Genomic DNA, 16,399 nt, shown 5'->3' on the forward strand with positions numbered 1-16,399 from the left:
AGGGTATTGCGCTGGATTAATAACGCATTAAATTATGATGAAAAATTGTTTAATCTTGAACGGAAATAGAGGCTTCCAGAAAAATAGAAGAAGAAATAACGCCCCGCTACCGGGGCGATAGTGTTCCCTAGAATTGATATTTCACCGTCAGTGAAAGCCCTTTATCGCGAATGCTCTCCTCCTGCCAGCGCCACGCATCCAGCCCGACGGTGGCGGGGCCGTGCTGGTAGTGTGCGCCCAGCTGCATCAGGCTGTTGAGGCCGCCGCCCTCTTGCTCTTCTTCCAGTGTGAAACGGTGACCGGCAAGGGAAGCGGTGCGCTGGCTCTGGTGGTAACCAAGGTTCGGCCCACCCTCGAGCAGGGCGCTGATGCGCCAGCCGTGCAGGTCACCGGCTTCCAGCCGAAGACCGGCAACTGCGTCCACGGCGCTTTCGCTTACCGCGTCCATGTTCAGGCGATAGGCGCCCTGCTCCTGATAGCCGCCCTCCAGCGTGTGACGTACCCGGACACCGGCATACGGTGTCAGCGTCAGCTCACCCGGCAGGGTAAAGGTCTTGCCAGCGTCGCTACGAAACTCCAGCGACTGCCAGCGCTGGTCGTGCTGGGCGGATTGGGTAGAGGCCATACGGCTGCTGTCGAGCTGGTGCAGGTCATAGCGCAGGCTGTTTTGCCATGCCCAGCCATCGTCGAGCGGCAACTGGTGCGTCAGGCCAAAGAACTGGCTGTAGCCACTGTTCAGGCCGCTGTCGCCGGGCTGCTGCGCGCCACTGCCATCCAATCTTGCCATGCCATACTCCAGCGCCAGCTGGTGACTGCCAAGGCTGAACGACTGGCGCAGTGCCAGCATGTCATAGTCGGTGTCGTTGCCCAGTTCGGCGCGCGGGTCGCCCTGTGCCACCAGATTGAACGCCAGCCCGTTGCCGAGCGGCGCGGCCTGCTGCGCCAGCTGGGTGAAGCGGTGGCTGAGCACCCGTGCCTCGCGCCGTGTGGTCTGCGCGTTGCTGGCAAGGTGCTGCGCGAGGGAGGCCGTGGGCGGGGTGGCGCTATAGCTGGAAGTGCTGACCTCAAAATCACCCATATCGTCGTAGGCCCAATCGACGTCGCCAGCCTGATTGGTGCCCTCCAGCAGCAGCCTGCCGTTGCTAACTTTCCAGTTTGTTACGTAGAGCGTCTGGCCGTTGGGGGCCGAGAGTTGGCCGTTCCGGTAATCAAAGGTCAGGGAGGAGTAGTAGGTGCCGAGGATCTCTACCGAGTTGAGCGTCAGGGTCTTGTCTTGAATATCGACGTTGGCCCCATTGCTAAAATGGAGCGTGGAGTCGAGGTTGAACTGCCCCAGCGCATCGTAATTCCACTCCAGTTCATACTCGCTGACCGTGCCGTAGAGCAACAGATCGCCCTGCCGCACGGCCCATGAGTTCAGATCCAGCGTCCTGCCGCTGGGAGCGATTAGCCTCACCTGTGCGCCATATTTGGCGTAATCAAAGGTCAGCGATGTGTAGTAGTGGTCATAGATCTTCACCGACTCCAGCGTCAGCGTCTGGGCCTTGGTATCCACGGTGGCGTCATTGTCGAAGATGTAGATGACCTGTGGCGTGGGTTCCGGGTCCCAATCGGTATCGTCATCATTGTCATTCTCCGACAGCGCCCAGGCACTTAATGCCCCGGCGGTGACCACCCCGGCGGTCGCCAGTAGGGTGTTCCACGCATCCCCGGAACGCTCTGGCGCGGCGACGGGCGCGGGCGAGGTCGCCACCGGTTTCAGGCACTCCGGCGGCAATTTGGCGATCTGCTCCTGGCTCAATCCTTTGAGGTCGCGCGGGCAGGGGGTGGATAAACTGGAGTGGGTCGCCGCAGCGCTTTGGCCGCTGATGGCCAGCATAACGGCCAGGGCAAGCAATCTCATAAACGGATGCTCCTTCATTTAATAGCGGAGATATCATTAGCTGGGTAAATAAACGTGGGCAGGATGTTTTTTGCGCCGGATATAGTAATCCAGCCGAAAAGTGCAGGATGATTTTTAATCAGGAAGGGTTTCTGAATAACCTAAGTAAATACAGTGCATTGCGGCAGATTAATAACCGATTAAATTATGATGAAAAATTATTTAATTCTGGTCTTGCGAGGGCGAGTATTTTATTTGCCATCAACTAAGTTACCCGCTTTAAATACAATCGTTAGTTAAAATAAATAGCTTTGTCCTGCCAGCCGGAGTTATCTGGGCGCGTATTAATCATCATGGAGAGAGGGATGAAAAGAGAGCGGCTTTTCCTGTTTATACAGCGTCTGCTGAGCCTGTCGCTGCTGTTGCTGGTGGTCAGCATTGGCGGCCGACAGATGTGGCGGGAGCTGACCACGCCGCGGATGCAAGCGTTGCATTCAGCCTGTGCGCCGCACCACGCCCCGCATAATCACTCCCCGTCGTCGCCATAACCCACCTGTATACCCTGCCGCCGCCATAGAACATCTGGCGAAAGTTTCAACACGATCCGTGAGGCGCTTCACAACCGTCGCGCCTCTAATGACGATTCTTTGAAAGCGCTCCCAAATTTCTCCGTTGGCGATGGAAACCGGTTTCCATGTCTGGCTCAAATAGAACCCGGCCCTACAGGCCAGGTCAGGAATCCGGCATGAAGCATAGCGGTAACATGCCCCATTCTTTTTATGCGTTTACTGAAAAGGGCAGGGTTATGAGCAGCTTATATCAGGCAATGGTTGAGGTGATTGAACAGAAAATAACCCCGCTGGCCGGGGCGTTGGGGCAGCAGAAGTACATTATCGCCATCCGCGACGGCTTTACCTCCGCACTGCCCTTTATGATTATCGGCTCGTTTATGCTGGTGTTTATCTTCCCGCCCTTCGCCGCGGATACCACCTGGGGCTTCGCGCGCGCCTGGCTCGACTTCTCGCTGCGCTATCGCGATGAACTGATGCTGCCGTTCAACCTCAGCATGGGGGTGATGACCTTCTTTATCGCCGTTGGCATCGGCGCGAGCCTTGGCAAGCAGTACCAGCTCGACCCGATCATGACCGGCCTGCTGGCGCTCAGCGGCTTTTTGCTGGTGGCCGCGCCCTACCATGAGGGCACCATCTCCACCCAATACTTCTCCGGGCAGGGGATCTTTACCGCGCTGCTGACCGGCATCTACTGCACCGAGGTCTACCACTTCCTTAAGCGGCGCAATATCACCATCCGCCTGCCGAAAGAGGTGCCGACCGGCGTGGCGCGCTCCTTTGAGATCCTGATCCCAGTGATCGTGATCGTCGCCACCCTGCACCCGCTCAACCTGCTGATCACCTCCCTGACCGGCATGATCCTGCCGGAAGCGATCATGCACCTGCTGGCCCCGCTGGTGTCGGCCTCGGACTCGCTGCCTGCGATCCTCATCTCGGTGCTGATCTGCCAGATCCTGTGGTTCGCCGGCATTCACGGCGCATTGATTGTCACCGGCATCATGAACCCGTTCTGGATGACCAATCTGGCGCTCAACCAGAGTGCGCTCTCCGCCGGCGGCGCGCTGCCGCACATCTATTTGCAGGGCTTCTGGGATCACTACCTGCTGATTGGCGGCGTCGGCTCCACGCTGCCGCTGGCCTTCCTGCTGCTGCGCAGCCGGGCGGTGCACCTGCGTACCATCGGCAAGATGGGCGTGGTGCCAAGCTTCTTCAACATCAACGAGCCGATCCTGTTTGGCACGCCCATCATCATGAACCCGGTGATGTTCCTGCCTTTCATTCTGGTGCCGATGCTGAACGCCACCTTTGCCTACATCGCCACCAAGCTGGGCTGGGTAGCGCAGGTGGTGTCACTGACCCCCTGGACCACGCCCGCGCCGATCGGTGCCTCCTGGGCGGCCAACTGGGCCTTAAGCCCGGTGGTGATGTGTCTGTTTTGCATGGTGCTCTCCGCGGTCATGTACTACCCGTTCCTGAAAGCCTATGAGCGCACCCTGCTGCGTCAGGAGCAGGAGAGCGCCCGGCAGGAGCAGGCGGGCGTCGCGGTCAGCCAGTAACCATCTGTTTACGAGAGGGAAGCGATGAAATACCAATTTCCGGACAACTTCTGGTGGGGCAGCGCCAGTTCCGCGCCGCAGACTGAGGGCGAGAGCCTGAATTTCGGCAAGAGTGAAACCATCTGGGACCGCTGGTTCCGTGAGCAGCCGGGGCGTTTCCACCAGCGGGTGGGGCCGCAGGAGACCTCTACGTTCTACCAGCACTGGCGCGAGGATATTGCGCTGCTGAAGCGGCTTGGGCACAACACCTTCCGTACCTCAATCTCCTGGGCGCGGCTGCTGCCAACCGGGCGCGGCGAGCCGAATGCGGAGGCGGTGACATTCTATAACCAGGTGATTGATGAGCTGTTAGAACAGGGCATTACGCCGTTCATCAACCTGTTCCACTTCGACATGCCGATGTGCCTGCAAGAGGAGGGGGGCTGGGAGAGTCGCGAGGTGGTGGCGGCCTACGTTGACTACGCCGACACCTGCTTCGCGCTGTTTGGCGACCGGGTGACGCACTGGTTCACCTTCAACGAGCCGATTGTGCCGGTGGAGGGGGGCTACCTCTATGACTTCCACTATCCGAACGTGGTGGATTTCCGGCGCGCGGCGACAGTGGCCTACCACACCATGCTGGCCCACGCCGGGGCGGTGCGCCGCTTCCGCCAGCGCGGGCAGGCCGGGGAGATTGGCATCATCCTCAACCTGACGCCCTCCTACCCGCGTTCGCAGAACCCGGCGGACGTGGCGGCGGCGCACATCGCCGATTTGATGTTCAACCGCAGCTTCCTTGACCCGGCGTTGCGCGGCCACTACCCGGAGGAGCTGGTCTCCCTGCTGGCGCAGCATGGCCAGTTGCCGGTGAGCCAGCCGGGCGACCGCGAGCTGCTGGCCGACGGGGTGGTCGATCTGCTCGGCATCAACTACTACCAGCCGCGCCGCATCAAATGCCGGGACAGTCTGGTCAACCCGGACAGCCCCTTCATGCCGGAGTGGTTCTTCGCCAGCTACGAGATGCCGGGGCGCAAGATGAACCCCTACCGCGGCTGGGAAATTTATGAGCCGGGTATCTATGACATCCTGACCAACCTGCGACTCCACTACGGCAACCCGCGCTGTTTTATCTCGGAGAACGGCATGGGCGTCGAAAACGAGCAGCGCTTCCTGCAACAGGGGCGCATCCAGGATGACTACCGCATCGACTTCGTGCGCGAGCACCTGATCTGGCTGCACCGCGGCATCAGTGAGGGCAGCCGGTGCTTGGGCTACCACATGTGGACTTTTATCGATAACTGGTCATGGTGTAACGCCTACAAAAACCGCTACGGGCTGGTCGAGCTTGATCTCACCAGCCAGCAGCGCCGTGTGAAAAAGAGCGGCGAATGGTTTGCCGCCACCGCCACCAACAATGGGTTTGAGGGAGACGCAGCATGAGAGATTTGGAAACCACCGTCATGGAGATTATCGTCAACGCTGGGCAGACGCGCAGCCTCTGCTTTGAGGCGCTCTACGCCGCGCGCGAGGGCAACTTTGAGCAGGCGCAGGCGCTGCTGAAGGAGGCAGACACCTACGCTCACGCCGCGCACCGGGTGCAGACGCAGCTGATTGAGGAGGACGCTGGCGAGGGCAAAATGCCGATGACCCTGATTATGGTACATGCGCAGGATCACCTGATGAATGCTATTCTGGCGCGTGAACTGATTGAAGAGATGGTCAGGCTCTACCAGCGGTAGTGCCGGGGCGGGAGGGGGATCATGGCGAATATCAACGATGTGTCGCGGCTGGCGCAGGTCTCCAAGGCAACGGTGTCGCGGGTGCTGAGTGGCAGCCGCGGCGTCCGGCCGGAGAGCCGCGAGGCGGTGCTGCGCGCGGTGGAGACGCTGGACTACCAGCCCAACGCCATCGCCCAGTCGCTCAGCAACCACGCCACCGGCTGCGTTGGGGTGATCTGCGCCACCGAGCCGATGCAGCTCGGCACCGGTTACCTCTATGCGCTGGAGGGGGAGCTGCGTCGCCACGGCAAGCATCTGCTGTTGCGCTTCGCCAATGATGCCGACGGCGTGGCGCACGCGCTGCGGGAGCTGGGACGCGGCCTGTGCGATGCTCGGGTGATCGTCGGCGCGCGCTTTGCTTTGCCGCCGCTGCCGGAGGGCGTGCTGCTGCTGGAGTGTCTGACGCCCGCCGCCAATGCCCACAGCATCGGCTTCGATCACTGCTTCGCTGCCGAAACCGCCACCCGCTACCTGATTTCACAGGGGCGGCGCAACATTGCGCTGCTCAACCACCCGGCGGGCGAGGCGGCTGACAGCGTGCTGCTCGGCTACCGGCAGGCGCTGGAGAGCCACCTGATCCCCTACCATCGCCAGCGCATTCTGGACGCGCCGTCGGCGCTGGCTCCGGCCATTGCAACGCTGCTCAGTCAGGATCCCGGCTGCAACGCGCTGCTGGTACCCGACGATCACCAAGGGCGTGAGGCGATGGCGATCCTCGCCGCCCAGCGACGGGCGGTGCCGCGTGAGGTGATGGTCTTCAGCCTGGACGGCTCGCAGGCTGCGCCCGGTGCGCCGCCGATGCCAGCCATCGCTTACTCGCTGGAGGCGTTGGCGCAACAGGGGGTGGAGCGGCTGCTGGGGCATGACGTCGCGACCCGCATCCGTGGCCGGCTCATCACGCCCTGATCCGGGCGGTGAATATCGCCAGCATGAAAATTTTGTTACACTAGCGTTTCGCCCACTTTTAGCCAGCGCGTTGATAATGAAGAAAAAAAGGCCAGTGCTCCAGGACGTTGCCGACCGGGTCGGCGTCACCAAGATGACGGTCAGCCGCTACCTGCGCAATCCGGGACAGGTTTCCGAGGCGTTGCAGGCCAAAATCTCCGCGGCGCTGGATGAGCTGGGCTACATTCCCAACCGCGCGCCGGATATCCTTTCGAATGCCAAAAGCCGCGCCATCGGCGTGCTGCTCCCCTCATTGACCAATCAGGTGTTTGCGGAAGTGCTGCGCGGCATTGAGAGCGTCACGGACGCCCACGGCTACCAGACCATGCTGGCCCACTACGGCTACCAGCAGCAGCGCGAGGAGCAACGGCTGATGTCGCTGCTCTCCTACAATATTGACGGGCTGATCCTCTCGGAGCGGCAGCACACCCTGCGCACGCTGAAGATGATTGAGGTGGCCGGTATCCCGGTGGTGGAGCTGATGGACTGCGTCACTCCCTGCCTCGATCTGGCGGTGGGGTTCAATAACTTTGAGGCGGCGCGCCAGATGACGCAGCAGATCATCGCGCGCGGCCATCGCCACGTGGTCTACCTCGGGGCGCGGCAGGATGAGCGCACCCTGATCAAGCAGCAGGGTTATGAGCAGGCGATGCGTGAATCGGGGCTGACGCCAGCGAGCATGATGACCCACCGCTCTTCCTCCTACTCTGCCGGTGGCGAGCTGCTGCGCGAGGCGCAGGCGCGCCATCCGCAGATCGATAGCGTCTTCTGCACCAATGATGATTTGGCGGTGGGGGCGGTGTTTGAGTGCCAGCGGCAGGGGCTGCGCATCCCGCAGGATATGGCGGTGGCGGGCTTCCACGGCCATGACATTGGTCAGGCGATGGAGCCGAGGCTGGCGAGCGTGGTGACGCCGCGCGAGCGGATGGGGCAGATCGGCGCCGAGCGGCTGCTGGCGCGGTTGCGCGGCGAGAGCGTGACGCCGCGTATGGTGGACGTCGGCTTTACCCTCTCGCCGGGCGGCAGCATCTGAGGCTTAGCGCTGGTAATCCTTCAGCGCCGTGACGCAGCGGCGCACCACCTCATCAATGTCACCGTCGATATCGACAAACAGCACATCTTTCTCATCACTGGCTGGCTCTTCCAGCGCGTCAAACTGCGTCTTCAGCAGTTCGGTCGGCATGAAGTGGCCGGAGCGCGCCTTCATGCGCGTCAGGATGGTGTCAAAACTGCCTTTCAGATAGAGGAACAGCATCTTCTCGTTGCCTTCACGCAGGCGGTCGCGGTAGCGGCGCTTCAGGGCGGAGCAGACGATGATGCCATTCTCATTTTTGTGCGCCAGGCTGTAGGCGGCGTCGCTCAGGCGCTCCAGCCAGGGCGCGCGGTCTTCATCGTTCAACGGCGTGCCGCCGCCCATCTTGTCAATGTTGGCGCGCGGGTGCAGATCGTCGCCATCAATAAACTTGGCATTGATTTCACGGGCGACGCGGGCGCCGACAGTGGTTTTGCCGCTGCCAGAGACGCCCATCAAGATAATGCTGTGTCCTGCCATAAGTTTGATCTCTATCTCAAAATGTGAATTTCGCCTGGGGGGTGTGTTCGTATCTTAGCATGTTACCGGTATCATGATACCGGTAACATGGGGAGATGTGACTACTATCACAGGATAGAACACTCTCCTTTTTTCACCTTTGAACAACATCGAAAACCGATTATCCCGCGCGTCGCGCGCGATCCCTGCACCGTTCTGCCCGGCCGGCAGACGGCAAACTGACAACGAACGCGCCCCGTTCCGGCGGGGAGAATGCGGTAAAAAGGTACATACTATGCCCTTACTCATCGTCGCCATTGGCGTCATCCTGTTATTGATTTTGATGATCCGCCTGAAGCTCAATGGCTTCATCGCCCTGATTTTGGTCGCGCTGGCCGTGGGGGTGATGCAGGGGATGCCGGTGGACAAAGTGATCGCCGCCATCAAGGCTGGCGTCGGCGGCACCCTCGGCAGTCTGGCGCTGATCATGGGCTTCGGTGCCATGCTCGGCAAACTGCTGGCGGACTGCGGCGGCGCGCAGCGCATCGCCACCACGCTCATCAACAAATTTGGCCGTGAGCACATCCAGTGGGCGGTGGTGCTGACCGGCTTTACCGTCGGCTTCGCGCTGTTCTACGAAGTGGGCTTCGTGCTGCTGCTGCCGCTGGTGTTCACCATCGCGGCCTCGGCGCGCATCCCGCTGCTCTACGTCGGCGTGCCGATGGCGGCGGCGCTCTCCGTCACCCACGGCTTCCTGCCACCGCACCCCGGCCCGACCGCCATTGCCACCCTGTTCCACGCGGACATGGGCAAAACGCTGCTCTATGGCTCGCTGCTCGGCATCCCAACCGTGATTCTGGCTGGCCCGGTCTACGCCCGTTTCCTGAAGCGCATTGATAAGCCAGTGCCGCAGGGCATGTACAACCCGAAAGAGTTCACCGAAGCGGAGATGCCAAGCTTTGCCGTCAGCGTCGCCACCTCGCTGGTGCCGGTGATCCTGATGGCCGCGCGCGCCGTGGCGGAGATGGTGCTGCCGAAGGGCCACGCCATCCTGCCTTACGCCGAATTCTTCGGCGACCCAGTGATGGCAACGCTGATTGCGGTGCTGATCGGCATCTTCACCTTTGGCCTGAACCGTGGCCGCTCCATGGATGACGTGATGCAGACGCTGAGCGACTCCATCAAACTGATCGCCATGATGCTGTTGATCATCGGCGGCGGCGGCGCGTTCAAGCAGGTGCTGGTGGAGAGCGGCGTGGATAAATATATCGCTGGCCTGATGACCGGCACCAACGTCTCACCGCTGCTGATGGCGTGGTCGATCGCCGCCGTGCTGCGCATCGCGCTCGGTTCCGCTACCGTGGCGGCCATCACCGCCGGGGGTATCGCCGCACCGCTGATCGCCTCCACCGGCGTCAGCCCGGAGCTGATGGTGATTGCGGTCGGTTCCGGCAGCGTGATCTTCTCCCACGTGAATGACCCCGGCTTCTGGCTGTTCAAGGAGTACTTCAACCTGACCATCATGGAGACCATCAAATCCTGGTCGGCGCTGGAGACCATCATTTCGGTCTGCGGGCTGGTGGGCTGTTTGCTGCTCTCCAACGTGGTGTGATAGCCACAGGCGTAAAAAAAGCGGGCCTAGGCCCGCTTTTTTATTGCCCGCTCGCCTACAGCTTGAGGTAGGCGCGGATGCCATCAAGGAACATCTGGGTGGAGAGCATCACCAGAATCAGGCCCATCAGCCGCTCCAGCGCGCTGACGCCCTTGTCGCCCAGCAGGCGCAGGAAGAGGTCAGAGAGCATCAGAATCACCACCGAGATGCCCCAGGCGATCATCAGCGCCAGCACCAGATGAGAGATCTGGTTCGGATACTGGTGCGAGAGCAGCATCAGCGCCGCCAAAATCGAGGGGCCAGCCACCAGCGGGATCGCCAGCGGCACCAAAAACGGCTCCTCGCCCGCTGGCAGTCCGGTGCTGTTGGACTCATGGGAGGGGAAGATCATCTTGATGGCAATCAAAAACAGGATGATGCCGCCAGAGATGGAGACGGTCTCGGTGCGCAGGCTCAAAAAGGCCAGAATGCGCTCGCCAGCGAACAGGAACAGCAGCATCAGCAGCAGCGCGATCAGCATCTCGCGGATCACAATCACCCGGCGGCGCTTTGGCTCCAGGTGCTTGAGCACCGACATGAAAATAGGCAGGTTACCCAGCGGATCCATAATTAAAAACAGCAACACCGTTGCCGAGATCATCTCAGTCATTGTTACCTCAAAAAAGTGACCGGCATGGCCGGCAGAATGTTTTTCTCTTTTTTTCGCAAATAAACCAGCAGGCCACGATTCAACGCCATTTTTGCCGATAAACTGGCTCTATATTAGCAACGCTGCTAACCCTGGCGATGACATCGAATAAATTCACTTGCGACTTCTTATACATTTTGTAAGGTGTGAGTCAGAGAGCGCGCGCCCGGCAAAAATGCCGCCCGGCGCGCCCCACGCGTTATCACTACCTCTTACCGCAGGGCAGTAATTATGAAAAATGTAGGTTTCGTTGGCTGGCGCGGCATGGTCGGCTCGGTACTCATGCAACGCATGATTGAAGAGCGCGACTTTGACGCCATCCGTCCGGTCTTCTTCTCCACCTCCCAGCATGGCCAGGCGGCCCCGGCCTTCACTGGCCAGAGCGGCACCCTGCAGGATGCCTATGACCTGGAGGCCCTGCGCGCGCTGGATATCATCGTGACGTGCCAGGGCGGCGATTATACCAACGAAATTTATCCGAAGCTGCGTGAAAGCGGCTGGCAGGGCTACTGGATTGACGCCGCCTCCTCGCTGCGCATGAAAGATGACGCCATCATCATCCTCGACCCGGTCAACCATGAAGTGATCCGTCAGGGCGTGGATCGCGGCATCAAAACCTTCGTCGGCGGCAACTGCACCGTCAGCCTGATGCTGATGTCCCTCGGCGGCCTGTTTGCGCAGGATTTGGTGGAGTGGGTTTCGGTTGCCACCTATCAGGCGGCCTCCGGCGGCGGCGCGCGCCACATGCGTGAGCTGCTGACCCAGATGGGGATGCTGCACAGTGAAGTGGCGAAAGAGCTGCAAGACCCGGCCTCCGCCATCCTCGACATCGAGCGCAAGGTCACGGCGCTGACCCGCAGCGGCAGCCTGCCGACCGACCAGTTCGGCGTACCGCTGGCGGGCGGCCTGATCCCGTGGATCGACAAGGCGCTGGAGAACGGCCAGAGCAAAGAGGAGTGGAAAGGGCAGGCGGAGACCAACAAAATCCTCAACACCCAGACCCTGATCCCGGTGGATGGCCTCTGCGTGCGCATCGGCGCGCTGCGCTGCCACAGCCAGGCCTTCACCATCAAGCTGAAGCAGGACGTGGCGATCCCGGACATCGAGCACATGCTGGCGACCCACAATGACTGGGTGCGCGTCATCCCGAATGACCGCGAGCTGTCGATGCGCGAGCTGACGCCCGCCGCCGTTACCGGCACCCTCAACGCCCCGGTCGGCCGCCTGCGCAAGCTGAACATGGGGCCGGAGTACCTCTCCGCCTTCACCGTCGGCGACCAGCTGCTATGGGGCGCCGCCGAACCGTTGCGCCGCATGTTGCGCATCCTGCTGTAATCTTTCGAAAGGGCGCGTAATGCGCCCTTTTCTTTATTTTGTGATCGCCCTCGCGCGCCACGCGCTCGCGCCATTTCCTGCTTTTTTCTTTGCTGATAAAAATCCTGCCGCTTCGCTGAGTTTCTTTAAAACCATTGACTATGCTTAGCTGTGAAAGCGCGCCCCGGCAAAGGCTGGCCGGAGACCCCCTTGCCCCCAAATTGTGCGCAATGAATATGACAAAGAGTAAATAAACGGGCTGGCTCACGCTTTTAAGGATAAAAGGGACAAATGATGGGTCAGGATGATCGATTGGTACTTAAATGAATTTATTGATTTTATTGTTGCCATTAATTACAGGATGAAATGCCATGTCAGTTCTTCCCGATCAACATGTGATCAACAAGATTATTGCCGGGCACTATACCGACCCCTTTTCGCTGCTGGGAATGCATAAAGTTGCGGCCGGGTTGGAAGTCCGGGCACTGTTGCCGGAGGCAACGGATGTATGGGTGATTGATGCCCAGAGCAACCGGAAAGTGGTCAACCTGCATCGCCGGGATGAACGTGGTTTTTTTGTCGGGCTGCTGCCGCGGCGAAAGAATGCTTTCCACTACCAGCTTCAGGTCACCTGGGGTGACGAGACGGTAGTGATTGAAGACCCCTACCGCTTTGGCCCGCTGTTGCAGGATCTCGATATCTGGCTGCTCTCCGAGGGCACCCACCTGCGCCCCTATGAGCGGCTCGGCGCGCACCCCACCACGCTGGATGGCATCGAGGGCGTCAGCTTTGCGGTCTGGGCACCCAACGCGGTGCGGGTCTCGGTGGTGGGCGAGTTCAACTTCTGGGATGGCCGCCGCCACCCGATGCGCCTGCGCCGGGAGAATGGCATCTGGGAGCTGTTCCTGCCGAACGTGAAACCCGGCCAACTCTACAAGTATGAGATCATCGACTGCCACAGCCATGTGCGGCTGAAGGCCGACCCCTATGCCTTCGAGGCGCAGATGCGCCCGGAGACCGCCTCACGCGTCAGCAAGCTGCCAGCCTCGGTGCCGCGCAACGCCGCCCGCCAGCGCGCCAATGACTTCGACCAGCCTATCTCCATCTACGAGGTGCACCTCGGCTCCTGGCGTCGCCACACCGACAATAATTTCTGGCTGAGCTACGGCGAACTGGCCGAGCAGCTGGTCAGCTACGTCAAAGAGATGGGCTTCACCCACATCGAGCTACTGCCGATCAATGAGCACCCGTTTGATGGTAGCTGGGGCTACCAGCCGCTTGGCATGTATGCGCCGACGCGCCGCTACGGCTCGCCGGATGAGTTCCGCGCCTTCATTGAAAAAGCGCATGAGGCGGGCATCAACGTCATCCTCGACTGGGTGCCGGGCCACTTCCCAAGTGATGACCACGGGCTGGCGAGTTTTGATGGCACCTCGCTCTATGAGTATGCCGACCCGCGCGAGGGCTACCACCAAGACTGGAACACCCTGATCTACAACTATGGCCGCCACGAGGTGCGCAACTTCCTCGCTGGCAACGCCTTCTATTGGGTGGAGCGCTACGGCATCGACGCCCTGCGGGTGGATGCGGTGGCCTCGATGATCTACCGCGACTACAGCCGCGCCGAGGGGCAGTGGGTGCCGAACTACTACGGCGGCCGCGAGAACCTGGAGGCGATCGCCTTCCTGCGCTACACCAATGAGACGCTCGGCAAAGCCCTGCCGGGCGCGGTGACGCTGGCGGAGGAGTCCACCGACTACCCCGGCGTCACTAACCCGCCAGACGCTGGCGGCCTCGGTTTCCACTACAAGTGGAACCTCGGCTGGATGCACGACACCCTGAACTACATGAAGCTCGATCCGGTGCACCGCAAGTACCACCACGACCAGCTCACCTTCGGTATGCTCTACGCCTACACCGAAAACTTTGTGCTGCCCATCTCCCATGATGAAGTGGTGCACGGCAAAGGCTCGATGCTCGACCGGATGCCGGGCGATGCGTGGCAGAAGTTCGCCAACCTGCGTGCCTACTACGGCTTTATGTGGGCGCACCCCGGCAAGAAGCTGCTGTTCATGGGCTGCGAGTTCGCGCAGGGGCGCGAATGGGACTTCAACCAGAGCCTCGACTGGCATCTGCTGGAAGGGCACGACGGCTGGCACAGCGGCGTGCAGCGGCTGGTGCGCGACCTGAACCACACCTACCAGCAGCAGACGGCGCTGTATGAGCTGGACTACCAGCCGCAGGGCTTCGAGTGGCTGGTGGTGGATGACCATGAGAACTCGGTCTACGCCTTCGCCCGCCGCGACCGCGCTGGCAATGAGCTGATCGCCATCAGCAACTTTACCCCAGTGCCGCGCTACGGCTACCGCATCGGCATCGACCGGCCGGGCCGCTACCGCGAGGTGATCAACACTGACTCCCACTTCTACCGCGGCAGCAATGTCGGCAATGAGGGGGTGATTGAGAGCCGCGAAGAGGGCAGCCACCACCGGCCGCACTCGTTGCAAGTGACGATACCGCCGCTGGCGACCCTCTATCTGGTGAGGGAGGGCGCATGACGGAGTTGGGGCAGGGAACATCCACACCGCCAGGCGCACAGGCCGATGCCCACGGCATCAATTTCAGCGTCTTTTCCGCCCATGCCACGCGCATCGAACTCTGCCTGTTCGATGACGACGGCAACGAGCAGCGTCTGCCGCTGCCGGGGCGCACCGGCAACTGGTGGCATGGCTTCCTGCCCGATGGCCGGCCGGGGCTGCGCTATGGCTTCCGCGCCCACGGGCCGTATGACCCGCAGAACGGCCATCGCTTCAACCCAAACAAACTGCTGGTTGACCCCTGCGCGCACTGGGTAGAGGGCGACGTGCCCGACGACCCGCGCCTGTATGGCGGTGGCGACCAGCCCGATTCGCAGGAGAGCGCCGCCGTCGCGCCCAAGAGCGTGGTGGTCTCCCTGGAATATGACTGGGAGGATGACGCCCCGCCGCGCACCCCCTGGGGCCAGACGGTGATCTATGAGGCCCATGTACGCGGGCTGACCAAGCGGCACCCGGCGATCCCGGAGGCGCAGCGCGGTACCTATGCGGCGCTCGCCCACCCGGCGATGCTGGAGCATCTCACCTCGCTTGGTATCACCGCGCTGGAGCTACTGCCGATCCAGCACTTCGCCGACGAGCCGCGTTTGCAGCGCGAGGGGCTGAGCAACTACTGGGGCTACAACCCGCTGGCGCTCTATGCGCTGGAACCCACTTACGCCAGCCAACCGACGCCGCAGGCGGCGATGGATGAGTTCCGTGACGCGGTGAAAACCCTGCACCGCCACGGCATTGAGGTGATCCTCGACATCGTTTTCAACCACACGGCGGAGATTGATCTCACCGGCCCGACGCTCTCCCTGCGCGGGCTGGACAACCGCAGCTACTACTGGCTGCACGGCAATGGCGACTACGACAACATGACCGGCTGCGGCAACACGGTGCGGCTGGTGGATGAGGAGGTGGTCGCCTGGGCGATTGGCTGTATGCGCCACTGGCTGGAGGAGTACCACATCGACGGCTTCCGCTTTGACCTGGCGCCGGTGATGGGGCGCACGCCAGCCTTCGCGCCGGACGCACCGCTGCTGAAGGCGATGCTGGCCGACCCGGTCATCTCCCAGTGCAAGCTGATTGCCGAGCCGTGGGACATTGGCCTCGGCGGTTACCAGCTCGGCCACTTCCCCGCGCCGTTTGGCGAGTGGAACGACCATTTCCGCGATGACATGCGCCGCTTCTGGTTGCAGGGCCACCTGCCGCTGGGGCGATTCGCGACCCGTTTTGCCGGCTCCAGCGATCTCTTTGGTCACGACGGCCGGCGGCCCGCAGCGAGCATCAATATGCTGACGGCCCACGATGGCTTTACCTTGCAGGACACCGTGAGTTTTAACCACAAACACAACCAGTCGAACGGTGAGCACAACCGGGACGGGGCCAGTGAAAATTACAGCAATAACCACGGTCATGAGGGTCTTGATGCCGACGAGGAGGTGCGTGCGCGCCGCCGCCGTTCGCAACAGGCCCTGTTAACCACGCTGTTGTTGGCGCATGGAACGCCCATGCTGCTGGCCGGTGATGAACAGGGACAGAGCCAGCAGGGCAATAACAACGCCTACTGCCAGGACAATGAATTGACCTGGCTTAACTGGGCCGACGCGGATGCCTCCCTGACCGCCTTTACCGCTGCACTGCTGCGCCTGCGCCGCCAAATCCCGGCCCTCAGCCGGGAGAGCTGGTGGGAAGACGCGGGCGACGACGTGCAGTGGCTAAATGGTCAGGGGCAGCCGATGACCGTGCAGCGCTGGGAGCGGGGGCCGCAGCAGCATCTGCAAATCCTGCTGTCACGCCGGTGGCTGGTGGTCATTAACGCCTCAGAGCGAGCCGACGACGTTCCGTTGCCGCCGGGCCTCTGGGTAGCGGTTGACCCGTTCAATCAGGATGAAAACCGGCCAGAGCATGGGCTCTGGCATGCCCCCGCACGCGCAGCCTGCGTCTTCGTGCGGGAATAAAA

At 61.4% G+C, this 16,399-nt stretch carries 13 protein-coding genes; 10 read left to right on the forward strand and 3 right to left on the reverse strand.

Going from position 1 to position 16,399, the window contains the following annotated elements; genetic code table 11:
• Positions 1-127: 127 nt before the first annotated feature.
• Entirely contained in the window at positions 128-1,903 is a 1,776-nt protein-coding gene (locus C1N62_RS00780; protein ID WP_168195786.1) for an autotransporter outer membrane beta-barrel domain-containing protein, read from the reverse strand.
• A gap of 344 nt (positions 1,904-2,247) precedes the next feature.
• On the opposite strand from C1N62_RS00780, the gene C1N62_RS00785 reads away from it, so the two are divergent.
• From C1N62_RS00785 to gntR, 6 genes are all read left to right on the forward strand, one after another.
• Positions 2,248-2,430 (forward strand): hypothetical protein, encoded by a 183-nt coding sequence (locus C1N62_RS00785; protein ID WP_137761851.1) that lies wholly within the window; start codon positions 2,248-2,250, stop codon positions 2,428-2,430.
• A gap of 257 nt (positions 2,431-2,687) precedes the next feature.
• Positions 2,688-4,010: a PTS sugar transporter subunit IIC gene (locus tag C1N62_RS00790; protein WP_137761852.1), complete on the forward strand. Its 1,323-nt coding sequence runs from the start codon at positions 2,688-2,690 to the stop codon at positions 4,008-4,010.
• 24 nt (positions 4,011-4,034) lie between these two features.
• Positions 4,035-5,429 carry a glycoside hydrolase family 1 protein gene (locus C1N62_RS00795; RefSeq protein WP_137761853.1) on the forward strand — a complete coding sequence of 465 codons (1,395 nt, stop codon included), beginning with the start codon at positions 4,035-4,037 and terminating at the stop codon, positions 5,427-5,429.
• Positions 5,426-5,728, forward strand: a complete 303-nt coding sequence (locus C1N62_RS00800; protein WP_137761854.1) for a PTS lactose/cellobiose transporter subunit IIA — start codon at positions 5,426-5,428, stop codon at positions 5,726-5,728. Before C1N62_RS00795 ends, C1N62_RS00800 begins: the two co-directional genes overlap by 4 nt.
• Before the next feature lie 21 nt (positions 5,729-5,749).
• Positions 5,750-6,673, forward strand: coding sequence for a LacI family DNA-binding transcriptional regulator (locus tag C1N62_RS00805; protein WP_137761855.1), 924 nt, complete (start codon positions 5,750-5,752; stop codon positions 6,671-6,673).
• Between the two features lie 76 nt (positions 6,674-6,749).
• The gene (gntR, locus tag C1N62_RS00810) at positions 6,750-7,745 is read left to right on the forward strand and encodes a gluconate operon transcriptional repressor GntR (RefSeq protein ID WP_137761856.1); all 996 of its coding nucleotides are present in this window, start codon (positions 6,750-6,752) and stop codon (positions 7,743-7,745) included.
• A 3-nt stretch (positions 7,746-7,748) separates the two neighbouring features.
• On the opposite strand, the gene C1N62_RS00815 is transcribed toward gntR, so the two are convergent.
• Complete coding sequence (locus C1N62_RS00815) at positions 7,749-8,264, reverse strand: gluconokinase (RefSeq protein ID WP_137761857.1); 516 nt, start codon at positions 8,262-8,264, stop codon at positions 7,749-7,751.
• Between the two features lie 274 nt (positions 8,265-8,538).
• On the opposite strand from C1N62_RS00815, the gene gntT reads away from it, so the two are divergent.
• A complete protein-coding gene (gene gntT / locus C1N62_RS00820) occupies positions 8,539-9,855 on the forward strand; it encodes a gluconate transporter (protein WP_137761858.1) in 1,317 nt (438 codons plus the stop codon).
• 55 nt (positions 9,856-9,910) lie between these two features.
• Here gntT and C1N62_RS00825 read toward each other — a convergent pair whose 3' ends face one another.
• A complete protein-coding gene (locus tag C1N62_RS00825; protein WP_137761859.1) occupies positions 9,911-10,504 on the reverse strand; it encodes a YhgN family NAAT transporter in 594 nt (197 codons plus the stop codon).
• Between the two features lie 270 nt (positions 10,505-10,774).
• Between C1N62_RS00825 and asd the strand changes: the two genes are divergently transcribed.
• The 3 genes from asd to glgX all read left to right on the forward strand — a co-directional run bounded on the left by asd (position 10,775) and on the right by glgX (position 16,397).
• Entirely contained in the window at positions 10,775-11,878 is a 1,104-nt protein-coding gene (asd, locus tag C1N62_RS00830) for an aspartate-semialdehyde dehydrogenase (RefSeq protein WP_137761860.1), read from the forward strand.
• A 350-nt stretch (positions 11,879-12,228) separates the two neighbouring features.
• Positions 12,229-14,415 (forward strand): 1,4-alpha-glucan branching enzyme, encoded by a 2,187-nt coding sequence (gene glgB / locus C1N62_RS00835; RefSeq protein WP_137761861.1) that lies wholly within the window; start codon positions 12,229-12,231, stop codon positions 14,413-14,415.
• Positions 14,412-16,397, forward strand: coding sequence for a glycogen debranching protein GlgX (gene glgX, locus C1N62_RS00840; RefSeq protein WP_137761862.1), 1,986 nt, complete (start codon positions 14,412-14,414; stop codon positions 16,395-16,397). The genes glgB and glgX overlap by 4 nt, the downstream gene beginning before the upstream one ends.
• Positions 16,398-16,399: the final 2 nt, after the last annotated feature.

It is taken from the genome of Nissabacter sp. SGAir0207, assembly GCF_005491205.1.
GTDB lineage: Bacteria > Pseudomonadota > Gammaproteobacteria > Enterobacterales > Enterobacteriaceae > Chimaeribacter.